Raw genomic sequence first — 14,033 nt, 5'->3', positions numbered from 1 at the left:
AAGCTTCCCTTACGGAAGATTAGGCCGAAGCGCTTAAGATTGTGCTTAGAACCCGAGCCAGCCCGGCAGGTTGTGAATGGCCGCCAGGATGAGGTGGTAGGAGGCGCCCAGGATCGTCACCGTATAGGCGAGCCCGGCCAGGCCGATGAGATAGCCGACGATGAGCAGATAGCCGTCCTCCTCCATGATCGCGATGGACGCGATGACGAGGGCGATGGAGGGCGGGAAGTTGGTGCCCGGGAATGGGATCAGAACCGACACGGCGACCAGGAAGGCGAAGAGCCCCACGACCCGGTCGCCAATGGGGCCAAAGAGCTGGAGCAGCCGGGGCTTGCAGTAGCTCTCGAGCTTCTGGAGCTTGGGCTCGGCGATGTCGATGAGGCGCTTGAATTTCGAAACGGAAACCGTCTGGCGCAGGATGAAGCCCGGCAGCCAGGGGCGCTTGTGGCCCAGCATCATCTGGATGCCGAAGATCAGGACAGGCGTACCGACGATGCCGGCAATGCCGGGCACGTTCGGGACGCAGTTCGGCAGGGAGAACAGGATCAGCACGAAGCCGAAGGCGCGCTCGCCGAAGGCCTCGATGATCTCACGGATCGAGATCGTCTCGCCCTTGGCCTCGTCGATCACGGCGCGCAGGACGGCCGAGGCGCTCTGGTGCTCGTGCGCCTGATGGAACTCGCTCGTCTGCCGATAGACGTTGATCCTGCCGGCTCTGGTCGTCTTCGCGTCTGCGTCCACCGATCACCTCCGTGACGGGAGAGATGGGAACGGCGACGCTCAACGCCAAGGGAGCGCGCTTTCGAGCAATTCCCTTCTCTACACCTCCACGTCATCACCGGCCTTGTGCCGGTGATCCCGATTCGAAAAGCGCAACGCCTCACCGTATTGGGATGGCCGGGACAAGCCCGGCCATGACAGTAGAGGACAAAACTCAATCCCAAAACCGGGGCCAGGTCTCTTCCAGGTTCGGCCCGAGCCGAACCGCCGCCACCTGCTTGGCCAAGCCGGTGCGGTCGTCGGTCTCGACCGCGATCCCTGAGAGCGTGCCCTCGCCGAGGGCTGGCTCCATGCGGACGCCGGGGGTCTTCTGGATGAAGCGGCGGATCGATTCCTCCTTCTGCATCCCGAGCACGGAATCGTAGTCGCCGCACATGCCCGCGTCCGACATGTAGGCGGTGCCGCCGGACAGGACGCGGTGATCGGCCGTGGGCACATGGGTGTGTGTGCCAACCACGAGGCTCGCGCGCCCGTCGAAGTAATGGCCCATGGCCTCCTTCTCGCTGGTGGCCTCCGCATGCACGTCGATGATGACGGCATCGGCCACCTGGCCCATGGGGCAGGTCTCCAGCTCCCGGTCGACGGCCGCGAACGGATCGTCCAGCGGGTCCATGTAGAGGCGGCCCATGACATTGACCACGAGCACCCGGTGGCCGGAGCGGGTGTCGATGAGATTGGCGCCCCGGCCCGGCGTACCGGACGGATAATTCACGGGCCGCAGGAGCCGCGGCTGGCGCTCGATGAACACGAGCGTCTCGCGCTGATCCCAGGAATGGTTGCCGAGCGTGATCGCATCGGCCCCGGCACCTAGGATCTCGTCGCAGATCGTCTCGTTGATGCCAAAGCCCCCGGCGGAATTCTCGCCGTTGATGACCACGCAGTCGAGCCGCCAGCGGTCGCGAAGGCCGGGCAGGCGCTCGACCACCGCGTTGCGGCCGGGCCGCCCGACGATATCGCCCAGGAAGAGAAGACGCATGATGGACCTTTAAGCGGATTTCGTCCGAATGAGTTCGGCCTCGGTGATGATAACGTCGAGGAGACGGTCGTGGGGTTCGACCGGAACCTCGTCGATCTCCTGAACCGCATAAGCCAGGCCGATGGTCAAGACCGGATGCTGCTCTTCTAGCGCCGCAATGGCCCGGTCGAAGTGTCCCTTGCCGTAGCCGATGCGCCCTCCCCGGCGGTCGAAGGCCACGAGGGGAACGAGCAACGCTTTCGGAAAGACCTCCGGCGCATCGGGGCCGGGCTCGCGCACCCCGAAGCCGCCTTTGACCAGCACGTCGCCGGGCTGCCAGAGGCGCCAGCTCAGATGGGGATGGAGGATTTGTGAGAGGGCCACATCATGCCCGCAGTCCAGCAGCGCTTCCATGAGGGGACGCGGATCGACCTCGGTGCGGATCGGCCAATAGCCGCCCACCGGCGTGACATCCTGAAGATCGGGGAGGTCGAGGGCTTGGGCCATGATCCGCTGCGCAGCCTCATGGCGAAATTTCTTGTCGAGCCCGTCGCGCCGGGCGAACCCCTCGCCGCGCAGGCGCTCTTTCAGTTCAGGAGGGGGAAGAGATGTCATAAAGTGCGGAGCCACAGAAACCGTCGAAGAAGCGATCCCGGGAACCTACAAAGTAGGTGGGCGCCGTGTGTTCCGGTCCACGGACCGGGCAGGGACAGCTCCCGTTGGGATCGATAAGGCCCCGGGGAATATGAACTCCTAACGCGCCCCGCAGCCCCGCCTTTCCTATGTAGGGATCGGGACGCGCCGGGGAAAGGGGAAAAGTGAGAAACCCGACATCTTTCGGCGGCCCGTCATAGAGCCACCTCCTCTTCGCTCCGCTACGTCCGGGATGACGAATGAGGACCCGCATCAACCTGCCCTACCCCGTTCAGGCTGCGGGCAAGCTCCTCGATGCGCTCGGCTGCCCGCTGGATGCCTTCGGCGAGCCTCGCCTCGATTTGTTCGAGGCGCTCGTCGCGGTAGATATGGACGCTGTTGAGCATCGCCACTTCCTCGGTCAGCGCCGTGATCTGCTTCCTGGCTTCGTGCAGTTCATCGGCCTGAGAGACGGCCGCCATGACATGGAGGCGCAGGTCGTCGACCTGCCCGAAGGTAGCGCGCATCTCCTCAATCCGGGCGTTGAAGGAGGCCGCCAGCCCCTCCAGGTGCCGCTCCTCGCCCTCGGCGCAGGCGATCCGGTAAGTTCTGCCGGCGATGGTCACCGTCACCTGGGACATGCCTCTAGCCTTCCTCAGGTTCGAATTGCCCGGCCGGAGCCCCTTGACCGGCCTGGACCAGAACGGCCTCGACGGCCCCGATGGCCTGGCGGACCCGCCGGCTCACGTCGTCCGTGGCGGCTTCGAAGCGGTGCAGGCGGGTAAGCGCCCCGTCGAGTTCCACGGCAAGACGGGCGCGGTCGTCCTGCATGAGCTGAAGCTCGGTCTCCAAGCCGCCGCGCCGCCTGTCGGCTTCCACGCGCCGTGATACGGACGCTTCGAGCAGCCCCAGGGCCATGTCCAGCCGTTTCATCGCTTCGTCGAGTGTTGGCGCCATCATTCCTCCGGGATTCGGGCACGAGACTAGCGCATCGCGCGGAAAAGTGGACCCGGTATTCGGCGGAGAACGATGCTCTCCTTCGAGGAGGGAGCATCGGTCCGGAAGGGGATTACGCCCCTTCGAGCCTTTGACTCCCCCCTGCCCCGTGTTAAGGAGCCCGCACCTTTCCCAGACAGACCGCCCCGTTGCGGGGCCCTCAAGATTTGTGGATCCTGCCGTGCAAGATACCGTCTCCGCCGATCGCGTCACCCATTCCGATCTGGCGAACGCCGTGCGCGTCCTCGCCATGGATGCCGTCGAAACAGCAAAATCCGGCCATCCGGGCCTGCCCATGGGCGCTGCCGACATCGCCACGGTGCTGTTCACCAAATTCCTGAAATACGACGCCGCCGACCCGACCTGGCCCGACCGCGACCGGTTCATCCTCTCGGCCGGCCATGGCTCGATGCTGCTCTATTCGCTCCTGCACCTCACCGGCGTGAAAGGCATGACGGTCGAAGAGCTGAAGAACTTCCGCAAGCTCGATTCCAAGACCCCGGGCCACCCCGAGAACTTCATGACGCCGGGCGTCGAGACCACCACGGGCCCGCTCGGCCAGGGCATCGCCACGGCGGTCGGCTTCGCGCTCGCCGAGCGCATGCTCAACGCCGAGTACGGCAGCGATCTCGTCGACCATTACACCTATGTGCTCGCCTCCGACGGCGACCTGATGGAGGGCATCAGCCACGAGGCCATCGCGCTCGCCGGCCATCTGAAGCTCAACCGCATGATCGTCCTGTGGGACGACAACGAGATCTCCATCGACGGCCCTCTGTCGCTTTCCGATTCCGTCGATCAGGTGAAGCGCTTCCAGGCCTGCGGCTGGAACGCCGTGCGCGTGGACGGCCACGACGAGAAGGCGATCCAGCGCGCGATCTCCCGCGCCCAGAAATCGGACCGCCCGACGCTCATCGCCTGCAAGACCACCATCGGCTATGGCGCCCCGAAGAAGGCCGGCACCTCCAAGGCTCACGGCGAGCCGCTCGGCGCTGAGGAACTAGCGGGTGCCAAGGCCGCCTACGGCTGGAGCCATGAACCCTTCGTGATTCCGGAGGGAATCAAGGCCGCCTGGGCCAAGGCCGGCAAGAAGGGTAGCCGCCAGCGCAAGGCTTGGGCCGAGCGCCTGAAGGCCCTGCCAGCCGACAAGCGCGCCGAGTTCGAGCGCCGCGTGAAGGGCGTACGCCCGCAGGGGCTTGCTGACGCCGTCGCCAAGCTGAAGGACCGGCTCATTGCCGAGCCGCAGAACGTCGCCACCCGCAAGGCCAGCGAAATTGCCCTTGAGGTGATCACCGAGGCCGTGCCAGAGCTGGTGCTGGGCTCGGCGGACCTGACGCCGTCCAACAACACCAAGACCAAGAACCTCACCGCCATCTCGCCCGGCAACTATGCCGGCCGCTACATCCATTACGGCATCCGCGAGCATGGCATGGCGGCCGCCATGAACGGCATCGCGCTCCATGGCGGCTACGTGCCGGCCGGCGCAACTTTCCTGGTGTTCACGGATTATGCCCGTCCTGCCATGCGCATCGCGGCGCTCGCGGGCATTCCGGCCGTCTACGTGATGACCCACGACTCCATTGGTCTGGGCGAGGACGGCCCAACCCACCAGCCGGTGGAGCATCTGGCGGCGCTTCGCTCCATGCCGAAGATGCGGGTGTTCCGCCCGGCCGACGCCATCGAGACCGCCGAGTGCTGGCAAATGGCGCTCGAGCGCACCGACGGCCCGTCGACCCTGGCGCTGACCCGTCAGAACCTGCCGCAGGTCCGCAAGCAGGGTGGCGCTGAAAATCTGTCCGCGACTGGCGCCTACGAGCTGTCGCCCGCCAACGGCAAGGCCCGCGCCACGATCTTCGCTTCGGGTTCCGAGGTGGAGATCGCTCTCGCGGCCCAGAAGCTTCTGGCCGAGAAGAACTTCGAGGCCCGCGTGGTCTCGGTCCCGTCCCTCGACCTCTTCCTGGCCCAGCCCGAGAAGGTGCGCCACGAGATCATCGGGGATGCACCGATCAAGGTGGCGGTGGAGGCAGCCGTGCGCTTCGGCTGGGATTCGGTCATCGGCCCCGATGGAATTTTCGTCGGCATGCATGGGTTTGGCGCCAGCGCGCCCTACAAGGACCTTTACAAGCACTTCGGCATCACCGCCGAGGCGATCGCGGAGAAGGTTCTCCGGACACACAATCTCTGAGGCTCGAGAAGAACCGAGGCCTCGTTACACAAGGGAGCTAAAGCTATGACGGTGAAGGTCGCGATCAACGGATTCGGTCGCATCGGACGCAACATCCTCCGCGGCATCGTGGAGAGCGGCCGCAAGGACATCGAGGTGGTTGCCATCAACGATCTCGGCCCCGTGGAGACGAACGCTCACCTTCTCCGCTTCGACTCCGTCCATGGCCGCTTCCCGGCGGACGTCGCGGTCGATGGCGAGTTCCTTGTCATCAACGGCCAGAAGATCCGCGTCACGGCGATTAAGGATCCGGCGACCCTGCCGCACCGGGAGCTCGGCGTCGACATCGCCATGGAATGCACCGGCATCTTCACCTCGAAGGAGAAGGCCTCGGCGCACCTCACCGCCGGCGCCAAGCGTGTCATCGTGTCGGCTCCCGCCGACGGCGCCGACCTGACGGTCGTCTACGGCGTCAACCACGACAAGCTGACGAAGGACCACGTGGTCATCTCGAACGCCTCCTGCACCACGAACTGCCTCGCCCCCGTGGCGAAGGTGCTTCACGATGCGGTCGGGATCGAGAAGGGCTTCATGACCACGATCCACTCCTACACCAACGACCAGCCCACCCTCGACCAGATGCACAAGGACCTCTACCGCGCCCGCGCGGCGGCCCTGAACATGATCCCGACCTCGACCGGCGCCGCCAAGGCCGTAGGCCTCGTTCTGCCCGACCTCAACGGCAAGCTCGACGGCTCGTCGATCCGCGTGCCGACCCCGAACGTGTCGGTGGTCGACTTCAAGTTCGTGGCCAAGAAGAACACCACGAAGGAAGAGATCAACCAGGCGATCAAGGCTGCCGCCGACGGCCCGCTCAAGGGCATCCTCGGCTACACGAATGCCCCGAACGTCTCGTCGGACTTCAACCACGACCCGCACTCCTCCGTGTTCCACATGGATCAGACCAAGGTCATGGAAGGCAACTTCGTGCGCGTGCTGTCCTGGTACGACAACGAGTGGGGCTTCTCGAACCGTATGGCGGACACCGCCATCGCCATGGCGAAGCTGATCTAAGGGAGGCTGCCGATGACCGCCTTCCACACGCTCGACCAGGCCGACGTCAAGGGAAAACGCGTTCTCGTCCGGGTGGACCTCAACGTCCCCATGGAGAACGGCCGGATCACGGACGCGACGCGCATCGAGCGCGTCCTGCCCACCATCCGGGAAATCGCCGACAAGGGCGGGAAGGTGATCCTTCTCGCCCATTTCGGACGTCCGAAGGGACGCGACCCGAAGGAGTCCCTGAAGCCGGTTGCGGAAGCGGTCTCGCAGCACCTCGGCAACCCCGTGGCCTTCGCCGATGACTGCATCGGCGAAGCCGCCAGCAGTGCCGTGAACGCCATGAAGGATGGCGACGTGCTTCTTCTCGAGAACACCCGCTTCCATGCGGGTGAGGAGAAGAACGACCCGGCCTTCGTCCAGGAGCTGGCGAAGCTCGGCGACCTCTATGTGAACGACGCGTTCTCGGCGGCGCATCGCGCTCACGCCTCCACCGAGGGCTTGGCCCGCGCGCTGCCCGGGTACGCCGGCCGCACCATGCAGGCGGAGCTCGACGCCCTGACCAAGGGGCTTGAGGCGCCGAAGCGCCCAGTCGTCGCCATCGTGGGCGGTGCCAAGGTGTCGACCAAGATCGACTTGCTCGAAAACCTCGTCACCAAGGTGGATGCCCTGGTGATCGGCGGCGGCATGGCCAATACCTTCGTGCATGCGACGGGCCTTGGCATCGGCAGGTCGCTGGCCGAGAAGGACCTCGCCGCCACCGCGATGCGGATCATCGAGAAGGCGCGTGAGTCGAACTGCGCCATCATCCTGCCCGTCGACGGCGTCTGCGCCTACGAGTTCAAGGCTGGCGCCGTGAACCACACCTACGGTATCGACGCGATCCCCGAGGACCAGATGATCCTCGATGTGGGCTCGCAATCCATCGAGCGCATCCAGGCGGCCATCAACGATGCAGCGACACTGGTGTGGAACGGCCCGCTCGGCGCCTTCGAGATCGCTCCTTTCGACCAGGGTACCGTGGCGGCAGCCCGCCATGCCGCCCAGCGCACCAAGGACGGCAAGCTCGTCTCGGTCGCCGGCGGCGGCGACACGGTCGCGGCCCTTAACCATGCCGGCGTGGCTGACAGCTTCACCTATGTGTCGACGGCCGGCGGCGCCTTCCTCGAATGGCTGGAAGGCAAATCGCTCCCCGGCGTGGAAGCCCTGCGGGCTTGAGGCCTGCCCTGGCAAAGGGGGTAGCCACTTTGCCAGGGAAAAACGTGGCCTAGATGCTTAAGCTGAGGTTCAGCTTCTGCGCTGTTTAAAAGCAAAACCAATACGGAGGACCAAATGGCCCGCATCACGATGAGGCAGCTTCTGGATCACGCAGCCGAGCAAGGCTATGGCGTGCCTGCTTTCAACATCAACAACATGGAGCAGGCGCTGGCGATCATGGTGGCGGCCAGCGAGGTCGATGCCCCGGTGATCATCCAGGCATCCCGCGGCGCGCGCTCCTACGCCAACGACGTCATGCTCAAGCACATGATGGATGCGGTCACCGAGATCTACCCGCAGATTCCGGTCTGCGTGCATCTCGACCACGGCAACGAGCCCGCCACATGCATGACGGCGATCCAGGCCGGCTTCACCTCGGTGATGATGGACGGTTCCCTGAAGGCCGACGGCAAGACCCCGGGCGACTGGGACTACAATGTGGGCGTCACCAGGAAGGTGGTCGAGATGGCCCATCTCGGCGGCATCTCGGTGGAAGGCGAACTCGGCGTGCTCGGCTCCCTCGAAACCGGTGAGGGCGAGGCCGAGGACGGCCACGGCGCCGAGGGCAAGCTCTCCCACGACCAGCTCCTGACGAACCCCGACGAGGCCGTGAAGTTCGTGGCCGAGACCAAGGTCGACGCGCTCGCGATCGCCATGGGCACCTCGCATGGCGCCTACAAGTTCACCCGCAAGCCCGACGGCGCGATCCTGGCCATGCACATCATCGAGGAGATTCACAAGAAGCTCCCGAACATGCACCTGGTGATGCACGGCTCGTCTTCGGTGCCGCAGGATCTGCAGGACATCATCAACCAGTATGGCGGCCAGATGAAGCCGACCTGGGGCGTTCCGGTGGAGGAGATCCAGCGCGGTATCAAGCACGGCGTACGCAAGATCAACATCGACACCGACAACCGCATGGCCATGACCGGCCAGATCCGCAAGGTTCTGAGCGAGAACCCGGGCGAGTTCGATCCGCGCAAGTACCTGAAGCCCGCCATGGACGCGATGACCAAGCTCTGCAAGCAGCGCCTGCAGGAGTTCAACACCGCCGGCCAGGCCTCGAAGATCAAGCGGGTCTATACGCTCGCCGAGATGGCCAAGCGCTACGCCTCCGGCGAGCTTGACCCGACCTTCGGCACGACCCGCCAGGCGGCGGAGTAAATCGGGACTTCGTCCTTCGATTTCCTTCCCCACGTCATCACCGGCCTTGTGCCGGTGATCTCGTTTCGAAAGGCGCCGAGCTCTTCAGCATCGGGATGGCCGGGACAAGCCCGGCCATGACGGGAGTAGGGGCGCCATTCGTCGCTCAACATTCGCCTTAATCATGATCGACAAGCGGGGCCTCGCAAGATGGCCCCGTTTTCGTTATGGGAAGGCTGTCTTTCTTTTTCGTGACCTTGGATCCATGGCTGATACCGCCGCCCGCCTCTATCTCATCACCCCCATCCTGGAGGATTCCTCCTTCGCGCCGCAGCTTTCCGAGGCCTGCGCGACCGGTGCCGTGGCCGCCGTGCTGCTGCGGCTGGCGCCCGCCGACGAGCGCACCTTGACCAACCAGGTGAAGGCGCTGGCTCCCGCCGCTCAGGAGCATGGGGCGGCCGTCATCGTCACCACGCAGGCCAAGGCGGATCTCGCCGCCATCGCGGCGCGCGGCGGGGCCGACGGCGCTCACGTCGCGGGCGATCCGACTCTGGTGCGCGAGCTGCGCGACCGGTTGAAATCGGAGCGGGCGCTTGGCGTCGGGGCGATCCGCAGCAAGGACGATGCCATGACCTTCGGCGAAGCCGGGGTCGATTACCTGCTCTTCGGCGAGCCGCGCCCGGACGGGTCCCTCCCCTCCCTCGAGAGCGTCGTGGAGCGGGCCTCCTGGTGGGCCGAGATCTTCGAGACGCCCTGCGCGGCCTATGCCCCGAGCCTTGAGGCGGTCGAGCCGCTTGCTGCCACCAACGCCGAGTTCGTGGCGCTGGGCGATGCGGTCTGGTCCCATCCGGACGGGCCTGCCGCTGCGGTGAAGGCAGCGGCCGAAATCCTCAAGCGCCAGGAGGCGTCGCGCTGATGCGTCTGCCCTGGATCATCGGCGGCGCGCTCCTGCTGGCATCCGCCAACGCGGGCGCCGCGGCCCAGCCCGATGCGGCTTATGGCGCCTATCAGCGCGGCCTCTACCAGACGGCCTTCCGCGAGGCGAATCTGCGGCTGGAAAAGAACAACAACGATGCCGCCGCCATGACCCTGCTGGGCGAGCTCTACAACCAGGGCCTGGGCGTTACGGTGGATCCCAAGAAGGCGTCCGAATGGTACCGGCTTGCGGCGCAGCAGGGCGACGCCCATGCGCTGGCAGCCCTGGGCCTCATGGCCCTCGATGGGCGCGGCATGCCGAAGAACCAGGTACAGGGCCGCGCATGGTTGGAAGAGGCGGCCGCCAAGGGGAATGCGCTGGCCTCCCACAACCTCGCCCTGCTCCTGCTGACGAGCGAGGCGAATGCAGATCTGCAGAAGGCGGTCCAGCTCCTGAGAAGGGCGTCCGAGGCTGAGATCCCGGATGCGCAGCACGCGCTCGGCGTGCTTTACCTCAAGGGCCGCGGCGTCGAGCGCAACGCCACGGAGGCCGCGCGCCTGTTCGAGCGCGCCGCGCGCAACGGCAGCTCGGTCGGCGAGGTGGAATACGCGATCCTGCTCTTCAACGGCGACGGCGTTCCGGCAAGCGAATCCCAGGCCGCCCGTCATTTCCGCCGCGCGGCCGCCAAGGGCAACGCCATCGCCCAGAACCGCCTCGCCCGCCTTCTCGTGGCAGGCCGGGGCGTGCCGGCCAACAAGGTCGATGCGGCCGCCTGGCATATCCTGGCCGCGGCCCAGGGGCTGGCCGACCCTTGGCTCGACAACGCGTTCAAGGATCTCACCGCCGACGAGCGCACCCGGTCCGAGAAGCTGGCGGCAGAACGTCTCGGCATGCGCTGACCGCATCAAATCGCGGACCCGGTGGATCAATTGATCACGCAGCCCGGTTAATCCATCGCTTGACGCCGCCCCTTGTGTGGTCCATCGACCACCTTCCTCTTTGAAAACCGCTCTTTGTCAGGACCTGTACGATGATCCGCTCGCCCCTCATGACCGTTATGACCGATGCCGTGATGAAGGCATCACGCTCGCTCAAGCGCGATTTCGGCGAGGTCGAGAACCTGCAGGTCTCGCGCAAGGGCCCGGGTGACTTCGTGTCCGCCGCCGACCGCAAGGCGGAGAAGATCCTGCGTGAATCCCTCGAAAAGTCCCGCCCCGGCTACGGCTTCGTCATGGAGGAGGAAGGCGTTATCGTTGGAACCGATACCAGCCACCGCTGGCACATCGACCCGCTCGACGGCACCACGAACTTCCTGCACGGCCTGCCGCAATTCGCCATCTCGGTCGGCCTGGAGCGCGACGGCCAGATCGTGGCCGGCGTGATCTATGACCCGGCTAAGGACGAGCTCTTCATCGCCGAGCGCGGCAAGGGCGCCTATCTCAACAACCGCCGGATCCGCGTCGCGGCTCGCGGCGACCTCGCCGATGCGGTGGTGGCCTGCGGCCTGCCCCATATCGGCCGCGGCGACCACGGCCTCTTCCTGCGCGAGACAGCAGCCGTCATGGGCTATGTGGGCGGTATGCGCCGCTGGGGCGCAGCCGCCCTCGACCTCGCCTACGTGGCCTGCGGGCGCTTCGACGCCTATTGGGAGCGCGGCCTGAACACTTGGGACATGGCCGCCGGCATCCTCATGGTGCGCGAGGCGGGCGGCTTCGTGTCCGACGCCGACGGCGGCAGCGACCCGATGGCCAAGGGCTCCATCGCCTGCGGCAACGAGATCATGCAGCGGGAACTGCTCAAGCTCCTGAAAAAGGCCAAGGGCTGATATTTCTGTTCGTGCTGGGCAGAGGGGACCATGGTCGCGCTTGATCCTTCAGGCGGGCGCGGTCACATTGGAGCCGTCCCGAAGCACGAATGCACAGGATAACAATGGCGGACCAACCCCTTACCCCACCGCGGATTTACCTGATCCGCATGGCGGTCTTCCTTATTCTGGCAGGGTTTGTCGCCTTCATCCTCTATCGGCAGATCTGGGAGGCGTTCCAGGCCAATCCGGGTCTCAACGCCCTGATTCTCGGTGTCATGTTCATCGGCATCGGGCTGGCCATCCGGCAGGTGTGGCGCCTGCGGCCTGAGGTGCGCTGGGTCAACACACTCCAGCGAACCGAGGAAGGGCTGGTCGCCCCCGAGCAGCCGGCGCTTCTCGCCCCCCTCGCCGCTCTCCTGGGCAGCCGGCCCGGCCAGTCCGGCTTCTCGGTCGCGGCTACCCGCTCGGTGCTCGACTCCATCGGCGCCCGTCTGGACGAAAGCCGGGAGATCGTGCGCTATCTCGCAGGCCTCCTGGTCTTCCTCGGCCTGCTCGGCACCTTCTGGGGCCTCATCGACACGGTGGGCTCGGTCGGCCGCATCATCTCGTCGCTGCGCACGGGCCAGGACTCGGCGGTTCTCTTCGATGAGTTGAAGAATTCGCTCGCCGGCCCGCTCCAGGGCATGGGCCTGTCCTTCTCGGCCTCCCTGTTCGGCCTGGCGGGCTCGCTCGTCCTCGGCTTCCTCGATCTTCAGGCCGGTCAGGCACAGAACCGGTTCTACACGGAGCTGGAGGACTGGCTTGCCACCTCCACCCTGGATACGCCGGCCGAGCCCTCCCTCCGCCCCGGTGCCACGCCGGATCTGGCGATCGCGCTCAACCGTCTCACCGCCGCGGTCAATGACGGCGGGGGCGGACGGGCGGCCACGCAGGCCATGGCAAACCTCGCCGAAGGTGTGCAGGGCCTCGTGCAGCACATGCGAGCCGAGCAGCAGATGATTCGCGACTGGGTGGAGGCTCAGGCCGCCCGCGAGAAGGAGCTGAAGCAGGTGCTCGACCGCCTCTCCCGTGAAAGGCTGCCCTGATGCCTGTTTCGAGCGCAGGCGGGCGGCGGCGCGGGCGTAACAGCCAGATCAATTACTGGCCGGGCTTCGTGGATGCCCTGTCTACGTTGCTGCTCGCCATCATCTTCCTGATCTCCGTCTTCACCGTCGGGCAGTTCTTCCTGTCCCGCGAGCTGTCCGGCCGCGACACGGTGCTCGACCGTCTCAATCGCCAGATCTCCGAACTGACCGACCTCCTCTCCCTCGAACGCTCGAGCCGGCGCACCATCGAGGAGACGGTCACGTCCCTCCAGACGACGTTACGCGCCAACGAGGCCGAGCGGACGCGCCTTCAGGGCCTTCTCGACAGCGGCGGCGCGGTGCAGGCCGAAGCCCAGCAGCTGAACACGCAGCTCGAGTCCGAGCGACAGGCGACGGGCCGCGCGCTGAGTCAGGTCGAGATCCTCAACCAGCAGATCGCCGCCATGCGCCGCCAGCTCGCGGCGCTGGAGGATGCGCTTTCGGCTTCCGAGAACCGGGACAAGGAGAGCCAGGCCCGCATCGCCGATCTCGGCAGCCGCCTCAATGTGGCGCTGGCCCAGCGGGTTCAGGAACTTGCCCGCTATCGCTCCGACTTCTTCGGCCGCCTGCGCCAGATCCTCGGCAACCGCCAGGACGTGCGCATCGTCGGCGACCGCTTCGTGTTCCAGTCCGAGGTGCTGTTTCCGGGAGGCCAGGCCTTCCTCCGGCCTGAGGCTTCCGGCGAGCTCGACCGCATCGCCAGCGCCCTGGTCGAACTCGAGCGCCAGGTGCCGCCCGATATTCCTTGGGTGATCCGTGTCGACGGCCACACCGACCAGCGACCCATCAACACCGCGCAATTTCCGTCGAACTGGGCCCTCTCGTCGGCCCGTGCCATTGCTGTGGTACAGGCGCTCATCGCGCGCGGCGTCCAGCCCCAGCACCTCGCCGCCGCAGGCTTCGGCGAGTTCCAGCCGCTGGACAACGGTACGACCGAAGAGGCCTATGCCCGCAACAGGCGCATCGAGCTGAAGTTGACCGAGCGATAGTCCGGGTCGGGATGCGAAACGCAAAGGAGCCGCTGTTTCCAGCGGCTCCTGCTTTGAGAATATTTCCCATTATGAGGGCGCGAGCTGCGTGGGGCTGGCCCGCATCCGGCTCGGAAAGCTCCCAATCCCTTAAGCGGCTTTGACGCCTGTGAGGAAGTCGGTGACCTCGCGGGAGAGGTCGTTGGAGTGGCGCGACAGCTCCTGGGCGGC

At 65.9% G+C, this 14,033-nt stretch carries 14 protein-coding genes and 1 other RNA gene; 9 read left to right on the top strand and 6 right to left on the bottom strand.

Annotated elements, in window-relative coordinates; genetic code table 11:
* Positions 1 to 45: 45 nt before the first annotated feature.
* The 6 genes from I2H36_RS18800 to I2H36_RS18775 form a co-directional block, all read right to left on the bottom strand.
* Entirely contained in the window at positions 46 to 741 is a 696-nt protein-coding gene (locus I2H36_RS18800) for an exopolysaccharide biosynthesis protein (RefSeq protein ID WP_196265436.1), read from the bottom strand.
* 193 nt (positions 742 to 934) lie between these two features.
* On the bottom strand, positions 935 to 1,756 hold the full coding sequence (locus I2H36_RS18795; protein WP_196265435.1) for a TIGR00282 family metallophosphoesterase: 822 nt from the start codon (positions 1,754 to 1,756) through the stop codon (positions 935 to 937).
* A gap of 9 nt (positions 1,757 to 1,765) precedes the next feature.
* Positions 1,766 to 2,350 (bottom strand): 5-formyltetrahydrofolate cyclo-ligase, encoded by a 585-nt coding sequence (locus I2H36_RS18790; RefSeq protein ID WP_196265434.1) that lies wholly within the window; start codon positions 2,348 to 2,350, stop codon positions 1,766 to 1,768.
* 4 nt (positions 2,351 to 2,354) lie between these two features.
* A non-coding RNA gene (gene ssrS, locus I2H36_RS18785) (6S RNA) lies at positions 2,355 to 2,510 on the bottom strand.
* A gap of 100 nt (positions 2,511 to 2,610) precedes the next feature.
* Positions 2,611 to 3,009 (bottom strand): cell division protein ZapA, encoded by a 399-nt coding sequence (locus tag I2H36_RS18780; protein WP_196265433.1) that lies wholly within the window; start codon positions 3,007 to 3,009, stop codon positions 2,611 to 2,613.
* Between the two features lie 4 nt (positions 3,010 to 3,013).
* Positions 3,014 to 3,325: a DUF4164 domain-containing protein gene (locus tag I2H36_RS18775; protein WP_196265466.1), complete on the bottom strand. Its 312-nt coding sequence runs from the start codon at positions 3,323 to 3,325 to the stop codon at positions 3,014 to 3,016.
* Positions 3,326 to 3,545: 220 nt separating this feature from the next.
* On the opposite strand from I2H36_RS18775, the gene tkt reads away from it, so the two are divergent.
* From tkt to I2H36_RS18730, 9 genes are all read left to right on the top strand, one after another.
* On the top strand, positions 3,546 to 5,549 hold the full coding sequence (gene tkt, locus I2H36_RS18770; RefSeq protein ID WP_196265432.1) for a transketolase: 2,004 nt from the start codon (positions 3,546 to 3,548) through the stop codon (positions 5,547 to 5,549).
* A gap of 45 nt (positions 5,550 to 5,594) precedes the next feature.
* Positions 5,595 to 6,602 carry a type I glyceraldehyde-3-phosphate dehydrogenase gene (gene gap / locus I2H36_RS18765; RefSeq protein ID WP_196265431.1) on the top strand — a complete coding sequence of 336 codons (1,008 nt, stop codon included), beginning with the start codon at positions 5,595 to 5,597 and terminating at the stop codon, positions 6,600 to 6,602.
* Between the two features lie 12 nt (positions 6,603 to 6,614).
* Entirely contained in the window at positions 6,615 to 7,805 is a 1,191-nt protein-coding gene (locus I2H36_RS18760) for a phosphoglycerate kinase (RefSeq protein ID WP_196265430.1), read from the top strand.
* Positions 7,806 to 7,919: 114 nt separating this feature from the next.
* Positions 7,920 to 9,008, top strand: coding sequence for a class II fructose-bisphosphate aldolase (gene fba / locus I2H36_RS18755; protein WP_196265429.1), 1,089 nt, complete (start codon positions 7,920 to 7,922; stop codon positions 9,006 to 9,008).
* A 244-nt stretch (positions 9,009 to 9,252) separates the two neighbouring features.
* Positions 9,253 to 9,903, top strand: a complete 651-nt coding sequence (locus tag I2H36_RS18750; RefSeq protein WP_196265428.1) for a thiamine phosphate synthase — start codon at positions 9,253 to 9,255, stop codon at positions 9,901 to 9,903.
* Entirely contained in the window at positions 9,903 to 10,802 is a 900-nt protein-coding gene (locus I2H36_RS18745) for a tetratricopeptide repeat protein (protein ID WP_196265427.1), read from the top strand. Before I2H36_RS18750 ends, I2H36_RS18745 begins: the two co-directional genes overlap by 1 nt.
* A gap of 131 nt (positions 10,803 to 10,933) precedes the next feature.
* Positions 10,934 to 11,728, top strand: a complete 795-nt coding sequence (locus I2H36_RS18740) for an inositol monophosphatase family protein (protein WP_196265426.1) — start codon at positions 10,934 to 10,936, stop codon at positions 11,726 to 11,728.
* 104 nt (positions 11,729 to 11,832) lie between these two features.
* Positions 11,833 to 12,795 carry a flagellar motor protein MotA gene (locus tag I2H36_RS18735; protein ID WP_196265425.1) on the top strand — a complete coding sequence of 321 codons (963 nt, stop codon included), beginning with the start codon at positions 11,833 to 11,835 and terminating at the stop codon, positions 12,793 to 12,795.
* A complete protein-coding gene (locus I2H36_RS18730; protein ID WP_196265424.1) occupies positions 12,795 to 13,823 on the top strand; it encodes a peptidoglycan -binding protein in 1,029 nt (342 codons plus the stop codon). Before I2H36_RS18735 ends, I2H36_RS18730 begins: the two co-directional genes overlap by 1 nt.
* Positions 13,824 to 14,033 lie beyond the last annotated feature (210 nt).

The organism is Microvirga terrestris (assembly GCF_015694425.1).
In the GTDB taxonomy this organism is placed as follows: domain Bacteria; phylum Pseudomonadota; class Alphaproteobacteria; order Rhizobiales; family Beijerinckiaceae; genus Microvirga; species Microvirga terrestris.
Note: the sequence above shows the minus strand (reverse complement) of the source record. Positions and strands in the feature narration are given on the sequence as shown.